The 6569-nt window shown below is 26.9% G+C and carries 5 protein-coding genes; all 5 read left to right on the forward strand.

The features are described from left to right. Positions 1-1774, forward strand: a 1774-nt coding sequence (locus L21TH_RS10810) for an Eco57I restriction-modification methylase domain-containing protein (protein WP_155848371.1), incomplete at its 5' end; no start/stop codon positions are given. Positions 1775-1825: 51 nt separating this feature from the next. Then, the gene (locus tag L21TH_RS10815; protein WP_006315787.1) at positions 1826-2392 is read left to right on the forward strand and encodes a hypothetical protein; all 567 of its coding nucleotides are present in this window, start codon (positions 1826-1828) and stop codon (positions 2390-2392) included. A gap of 121 nt (positions 2393-2513) precedes the next feature. Then, entirely contained in the window at positions 2514-4397 is a 1884-nt protein-coding gene (locus tag L21TH_RS10820) for an S-layer homology domain-containing protein (RefSeq protein WP_006315788.1), read from the forward strand. Between the two features lie 32 nt (positions 4398-4429). Beyond that, positions 4430-4855, forward strand: a complete 426-nt coding sequence (locus L21TH_RS10825; RefSeq protein ID WP_006315789.1) for an NUDIX domain-containing protein — start codon at positions 4430-4432, stop codon at positions 4853-4855. A 119-nt stretch (positions 4856-4974) separates the two neighbouring features. Beyond that, on the forward strand, positions 4975-6405 hold the full coding sequence (gene glnA, locus L21TH_RS10830; RefSeq protein ID WP_006315790.1) for a type I glutamate--ammonia ligase: 1431 nt from the start codon (positions 4975-4977) through the stop codon (positions 6403-6405). Positions 6406-6569: the final 164 nt, after the last annotated feature.

The raw sequence follows: 6569 nt of genomic DNA on the forward strand, positions 1-6569 counted from the left end.
TACGACTAAAGAAAGAAAATATTTAGGTCAAGTATATACACCACAAGCCATTGTAAAGCATATGGTAACAAAGGGCATTAGTGAAGAGGATATCTTATATAATCCTTATTTTAAAATTATTGACCCAGCGTGTGGTGGAGGTTACTTTTTGATAGAAGCCTATGACAGAATTAAAGAAATTATAAGTAAAAACTATGAGCAGATTATTAACAATCATCCTAATATAAAAGATGAGTTAGCTAAAGGAGTACATCAATTTATCTTAAAGAATAATTTATGGGGAGTTGACATAGATAAATTTGCAGTATATATGACTACATTGTCTTTGTTAATAAAAGAACCATCAAAAACAAGAATACCTAATATATTTCAAGGAGATATTTTATTAGAAACCAAGACTTTAGATTGTAAAATAAATAGTAAATTTCAATTAGTAATAGGAAATCCCCCTTATATAGGACACAAAAAAATTGATAAAGAATATAGAAAAAAATTACAGAATAAGTACCAAGATGTATATTCGAATAAATCGGATTTGTCATATTGCTTCATAAAAAAAGGATACGATTTATTAGAGAACAGAGGTAGACTTATTTATATAACATCTAGATATTTCCAGGAATCACAATCTGCTATTGGATTAAGAAGTTTTATCAAAGATAAATTTAATATTGAAACCATAGTAGATTTTTATGGCTCTAAAGTATTCAAAGGAGCACGTATAAGTCCTACAATAATAAGTTGTAAAAAAGAAGAATTGAAGCAACAAAAAATTCATATTTATAGATTAAAAGATGGAGTAAAGGTTAACAAAGATAATCTTGATATTAATGATAAGACTTTTTTCAATGTTTTTACATTATCTCAGAGTAGTCTAGCGAATGATGGTTGGGTTCTACTAGCTAGTGAAGAAAAGAATCTATTTAATAAGATTAATGAAAAGGGCCAATATAAGTTAATAGATATTTGTGTATGCAACCAAGGTATTATTACAGGATGTGATAAAGCGTTTATAGTAGATAAAAAAACTATTGAGAAAGAACAATTAGAACAAGAAATAATTAAACCATGGATAAAGAATAGTAATATTCACAAATATAAAAAAGATAGTGTGTCTAAATATATATTATATACTGATATAATAAAAGATTTATCAGATTATCCAAAGGTGATTAGTCATATAAGTCCATATAAAGAAAGACTTAGTAAAAGGAGAGAATGTATAAAAGGAGTTAGGAAATGGTATCAACTTCAATGGGGGAGAGAACTAAAATTATTTGAAAAACCCAAAATAATATTTCCATTTAAATCTAAAAACAATAAATTTATTATTGATTATGACAAAGTTCTTTGTAGTGCTGATGTATATATTTTAAATGTTAAGGAAGAATACACAAACATAATAAGTTTAGAATATTTATTAGCTTTTTTAAACTCATCATTATTTGAATTTTATTTTAAGTGTGTAGCTAAGAAAGTAGGAGAAAAGTTATATGAATATTATCCTAATAAGTTAATGAACTTGAAAATAAGAATAGGCTCTGATACAAGTGAGATAATAAACAGAGTAAAAAGTATTAATGAATATTATAAGAAATTAAATAATATTAGTTGTAATAGAGAAGAGATTTTAATGAAAATAAAAAGAGAAATTACATATATAAACGAATATTTTTATAAACTATATGATATAAGAAGTGAAGAGATTGTAACTATTGAAAACAGAATATTTAATGTAAAAGAAATAGGGGATAAAGAGATGAATAAAGATTAATTTTATATTTACTTAATATGTTTAATGTGTTCCTGCTTAGGAGTGATTATATTGGATATTCTTAAAATAACAGATTATAAAGTAGTTTTAGCAGAAAGGATATGTTACAATAAGTTTGATAATGACGTTATGCTTATTTTTAATAATTTTAGTAGTAAAGCTATTTCTTCAATAGTTGATATTATAAAAGATGATATAAAAGAGATAGAAAATAAAGGAGTAATATTCGATTATAAACTGTTAAATGTTTTTTGTACTATGTATTTAGGGCTAGCTTGGAGTATGTATAGGAAAGGAAAAACATTACAAAAGCAAGAAAAGGTGATAAATAGTCAAATCAAAAGTAAGTGTAGAGATGATTTATTAAAAGGCATTATAAACAGAATTTATAAAGAGAGTGATTCGTTAAAAGTGATTAATGACATAGCAACTAGATATTACACTCTTTATATGGATAAATATGTAAATGACATGTTGATGAGGATGGAAGTATGTTATCATCCAGATATAGATAACGAGGAAGAGTTAAAATTTTTGATACTAGATAAATTAAATCAATTTGCTATTAAAACTTTAGCTTTAGGTATTAATGATGAATACATTAAATGTGATAATTAGATTAATCCCCCTTCACTAGATTTGTGTAGGGGCATTATTTTTGTGGTATAATAAATTATAGCATGTAATTTTAAGTTTATATATTGTAAATTAGCCTGTTTAGGTTAAGGGGGAATAAATAGTGAATTTGAAAAAAACAATCATAGCTTTTATAGTTGTATCAACTATGATTATTTGTAATATAAATACAGCTTCAGCAGATATATTTTATTATGATGTATTTGACCACTGGGCAGCAGATTATATTTATTGGGCAACCAATGAACTAAAAATATTTAATGGATATGAAGATTATACTTTTAGACCCGATGAAAATATAAGTAGGGCTGAGTTTATAAAAATATTATGTCGTACAGCAGAGATACAAGGACTTCTACAAATAGATGCAGAGTATGAAAAAATAGAGCAAAATGTTGATGATGAAAATAATCAAGAATATCAATCAAATGAAAAGGAGCTTAATAAAGTACAAACTTTTGGATATTCAGATATTAATGGTGAAGAATGGTGGTACAGATATGTTGTAAAAGTAGGAGAATATATAAACAATGCAAAAGATAATTATAAGTTTCAAGATGTTTTACCTGGTAGGAATTTTGCTCCCAATAAAGATATAACAAGGGAAGAAGCAGCAGTATTATCAAGCTATTTCTCTTCACCTAGTATATCAAATGTAAATAAAAAAATTACTGATATAGATGAAGATTATAAGTATTATAATGAAATACGAAAATTAGTTGATAATGGTATAATAACTGGATATGAAGATAATACATTTAGACCTAAACAGAATATTACTAGAGCTGAGTCGGCTACTATTATAAAAAGGTTATATTTTGATATGGAATATTTAAAAGGAAAGTATCTACAGCACATACAGTTCATAAACGATTACGAAAAAGAGAAGTTAACTTTATTTGGTAACTATGATTATAACAATTTAAGTGAAAATGACCAAAAATATATTAAAGCAAAGAATACAATAGAATATAAATCCTTTGCTGAATATATATTCCCTGAAGATAAACATTTTTATGATTCTGAGCCATTAAAAACCCTTAGACAATTAAAAGAGTCTGGGTATCATAACATTGTTGGTATTAACTATTATCTTATAAATTATGGAGAATTGACACAAGAAGAAAAAGATAATTTATATAAAGAATTAATTAATGAATATATTAAAAGAGATGATATAAGCGATTATGAATCAACTAAGATCTTCAAAGAAAGTCTTAACTACAATATAGAACAGGAAAAGATATTTGAAGGTTTAGAAAAATGGTATGAGATGACTCAAGATGATAAAGTTAAAGAAGACATTAAATTTATAAGGTATAAGCTATATATTAAGACAAATCAATTAGATAAGTTGCTTCAGATTGTTGAACAAGAGATAGAACAAGAGAAAATAATAGAACAAGAAGAAAAAGTTATAAAAACTAATGAAAAGGAAGTAAATAAACAAGGTGAAGAACAAAAAGTTGAGGAACTTAATACAAAACAGGAAGATAATACTTCTAATAATGTAGATGATGAAAAAGATAAAGAAAACAACATAATAGAAGAGGAAATTGAACAAAGTAATAGCGAGAGTAAAGATAGTGCCCAGGAAGAAACTAATGAAGCTCATGATTTAAATAAGGATGCTAATAAAGAATCAACTGAATCACAGGTTGATTCAGAAGAAAAACAATTAGAGAATAAAAAAGAAGATAGTTTAAGTGAATTGGATGTTTTAGATATTAGAATTAAAAATATACTAAATAGAGCATATATAATGAAATATATGAAAAAGTTTGATAAAGCTGAAATAATCCTAAGAGAGGGATGGGATGAGATAAAAGAAAACCCACTTTATGCCTCAGTGAAAGATGTATATGATAAACAATTTATTGGCTCAATTAAAGAAGTTTTAATTAATAAAAAGAATTTTATAGTAGAATTTGGAAAAGCTATTAATACAAGTTCTGATACTAACAATGAAAAAAACAATAGTAATTAAAAACGTATGAAAAGTTGAAGGGAAAGATGTTAATGTTTAGAATAATTACTAAGGCATTGATTACAAAAGGAAATGATGTCTTGATATTAAAGCGAAATAATACTTCTTTTGCAGCAGGGTATTGGGATATTCCAGGTGGAAAGTTAGAATTTGGAGAGTCTTTACAAGAAAGCTTAGTTAGGGAAGTTAATGAAGAAACGTCTTTACAGATAGATTTAGCAGGTGTCATAAGTACAAGTTCAGGGATAAATTCAGAGAAAAAGAAACAATATATAACCGTTGTATACTTATGTAATTATTTATCAGGGGAAGTAGTTTTGAGTAATGAGCATTCAGAATATATGTGGGTAAATATAAGGAACTTAAAGCAAAAAAATCTAGTTTATTATGTAGAAGAAGCAATTGATAAAATTATATATAGTGATTTGAAAAATTTGAAGTTTAAAAAGGCATTTTAACCCCTAAGTTAGGGGTTTTTTGTTTAAGTAAGTATATTTACTTTTAGTGAAATATTGACAATATTTTGACTTTGACATATTATAAAACTACAGTTATAAAAAGGAAAAGGGGTGATTTCATGTTTAATAATGTAAAAGAGGTAAAGGAATTTTGCGAAAACAAAAAAATTAAAATTATTGATTTTAAAGTTGTAGATTTAGCTGGCAGATGGCATCATCTTTCTATACCAGCAGAAAGATTTAACGAAAGTATAATTGAAAACGGTATTGGGTTTGATGGTTCAAGTTATGGTTTCTTGACCGTAGAAAAGTCTGACATGATTTTTAAGCCAGATATAACTACTGCGTTTATAGACCCATTTTGCCAAATACCAACTCTAACGATGATAGCTAATATATATGAAACTGATGGTGAAAATAAAAGATTTGAAGGTGATCCTAGGTACATAGCAGAGAAAGCAGAAAGTTATCTTATAGAAACAGGTATTGCAGATGAAAATATTATAGGTCCTGAATTTGAATTTTATGTATTTGACCATGTGGCATATAACAATAAGCCATATCATCAACAAGTTTCTTTAGATACTAGACAAGCATATTGGAATACAGGAATAAATGATTATCAAAATTTAGGTTATAAAGTACAGTTTCAAAAAGGATATCATGTAGATATACCTAAAGATATAACTAATGATTTTAGGTCTAAAGCGACACGACTATTAGAAGATGTAGGAATAAAAATTAAATATCATCATCATGAAGTAGGTGGAGCAGGTCAGGTAGAGCTTGAAACACAATTTGGTAGATTGAAAGAGATGGCAGATAATACATTGAAATTAAAATACATAGTAAAGAATTTAGCTATACAAGAAGGGAAAACGGTAACATTTATGCCTAAACCTATATATGGAGAAGCAGGAAATGGGATGCATATACATATGCAATTATTTAAAGATGGACAACCTATATTTTATGATCAAGATGGTTATTCACAATTAAGTGATATTGCATTATATTATATAGGAGGTATATTAAAGCATGCACCAGCACTTTTAGCTTTTACAAATCCAAGTACAAATTCATATAAAAGATTAGTTCCTGGATATGAAGCTCCAGTTAGCATATGTTTTGCTACTGCAAATAGAAGTTCTGTAATTAGAATACCTGGATATGCTAAAACACCAGAAAAGAAAAGATTTGAATTTAGACCTTCCGATGCAACAGCAAATCCATACCTTGCTTTTGCAGCAATATTAATGGCTGGGTTAGATGGTGTAATCAATAAGATTGACCCAGCTGAACAAGGATTTGGTCCATATGATATAAATATATTCAATTTACCAGAAGAAGAAAGAAGTAAAATAAAGAGCTTACCAAAATCATTAGAAGAAGCAGCAGATGCTTTAGAAAAAGACCATGAGTTTTTATTAGCAGGAGGGGTATTTACTAAGGGGTTAATACAGGACCAAATTAGTAGAATAAGAGAAGAAGCAAGAAAAGTTAATAATGTACCTCATCCAAAAGAGTTTGAATTATATTATGATTTATAAAAGGATAGCAATGATGCTATCCTTTTATGATGTAATGTTATAGGATTAAGGATAGTATATTCTTTACTTTACGGTATAATTTTATATATACTATTACTGAAGATAAAAGGTAGTGTAAAAAGAATTATGAAAAGTTAGAGCAAAGATTGGATATACTCTAAAAT

Origin of the sequence: Caldisalinibacter kiritimatiensis (genome assembly GCF_000387765.1) — a bacterium.
GTDB classification, from domain to species: Bacteria; Bacillota; Clostridia; order Tissierellales; family Caldisalinibacteraceae; genus Caldisalinibacter; species Caldisalinibacter kiritimatiensis.